The sequence below is a fragment of the Rhodococcus sp. BS-15 genome (assembly GCF_000813105.1).
Taxonomy (GTDB): Bacteria; Actinomycetota; Actinomycetes; order Mycobacteriales; family Mycobacteriaceae; genus Rhodococcoides.
Genome location: NZ_BAOX01000536.1, coordinates 1 through 1,477, shown reverse-complemented (window position 1 = coordinate 1,477; position 1,477 = coordinate 1). Strand labels below are relative to the sequence as shown.

At 66.9% G+C, this 1,477-nt stretch carries 1 protein-coding gene; it reads left to right on the top strand.

Annotation, left to right across the window (positions count from 1 at the left end; translation table 11 throughout):
* Nucleotides 1-394 precede the first annotated feature (394 nt).
* Entirely contained in the window at nt 395-1,321 is a 927-nt protein-coding gene (gene metF / locus RHBS_RS27705; RefSeq protein WP_220709099.1) for a methylenetetrahydrofolate reductase [NAD(P)H], read from the top strand.
* The last annotated feature ends 156 nt before the right edge of the window (nt 1,322-1,477 follow it).

The following is a 1,477-nucleotide window of genomic DNA, read 5'->3' as shown; positions in this document are numbered from 1 at the left end:
GCGGGGACGCATGCGCTTGCCGCCGGCGAAGCACGAACGCCTCGAGGTCGGCCACCGCGGCGGGATAGCCGCCGCCGACGGTGTCGACGACCTCTCTGCGTGAGGCGAAGAACTCGGCGAGCGTCGCGTCGACCGCCGTGCGCATCGCCTTCGGGTCGTTCGCGGCGGCGGGGGTGTCGACTACGGGCGAAGAAAAGTCTCCGGACAGGACGATCCTCCAAGGTTGCTGTGGATTGCGTGGACTGACGATTCCCACAGTAATAGCCGTGGAAACCCTGGACCGACGTCCAGCGAACATCTTTCGTCAGGGAGGCCCGACGGGCTTCGGTGGGGCGCAACCTATGATCTTCGGGTGAGCGAAGAATCCGTCAGGGGGCGGTCGAGTCGAGGATTCGTGACGAGAACGCCGTCCATCGTCGACCGGCTACGGACAGAACCCGAGGCCAGGATCCCGTTCTCGGTGGAGTTCTCGCCTCCACGAGACGCGGCCGCCGAGGCCAGGCTGTGGCGGGCGGTTCGTGAGTTCGAACAACTTCAACCCGCATTCGTGTCGATGACCTACGGCGCGGGCGGCTCCACCCGCGATCGGACGGTGCGCGTCACCGGGCAGATCGCCGAGGAGACCACCCTTCTTCCTGTGGCGCATCTCACTGCCGTCTCGCACAGTGTGGACGAACTCCGATCCATGGTCGGGTCGTACGCGGACCGCGGCATCACCAACATTCTCGTGCTGCGCGGAGATCCCCCCGGAGATCCGCTCGGTGACTGGGAGAAGCATCCGGACGGCGTCGAGTACGCGGAGGAGCTCGTCCGGCTGGTGCGCGATCTCGGCGACTTTCACGTCGGCGTGGCGTCGTTCCCCGAAGGACACCACCGCGCCGCCGACCTCGAGCAGGACACCCGATGCCTGGTCGGCAAGTTGCGGGCGGGGGCGGAGTACTCGATCACCCAGATGTTCTTCGATGTGGACGACTACCTGCGCCTACGGGATCGCGTGTGTGCGTTCGACGCCGAGCAGGGTGCCAAGCCGATCATTCCCGAGATCATGCCCATCACCTCGCTTCGGTCGGTTCGCCGGATGCTCGAGCTCTCGGGTACGACGCTCCCGTCGCACCTGGACGAGAAGTTCACGCGCGCAGCGGGATCCGGTCCCGAAGAGGACCGTGCCGCCGTTCGAGAGGTGGGCATCGAACTCGCGACGAACATCGGTGAGCGCTTGATCTCCGAGGGTGCGCCCGGATTGCACTTCATCACCTTGAACTTCGCGCGCGCGACGCGTGAGGTGCTCAGCAACCTGGGGCTTGCGGCCGCGCGAGTGTGAGACGGGTCAGGTGTGCGGCGCGGGCATCGGGCGCGCCTTCCACGACAGTGAGCCACGACGCTGCGCACGTGGGATTCCGCGACGAGTCCGACGAACGCGAGAATCGACGCCGGGTGCAGCGCCGCGTCGACGGCGTCGCCCGCCCCGAACCGCGAT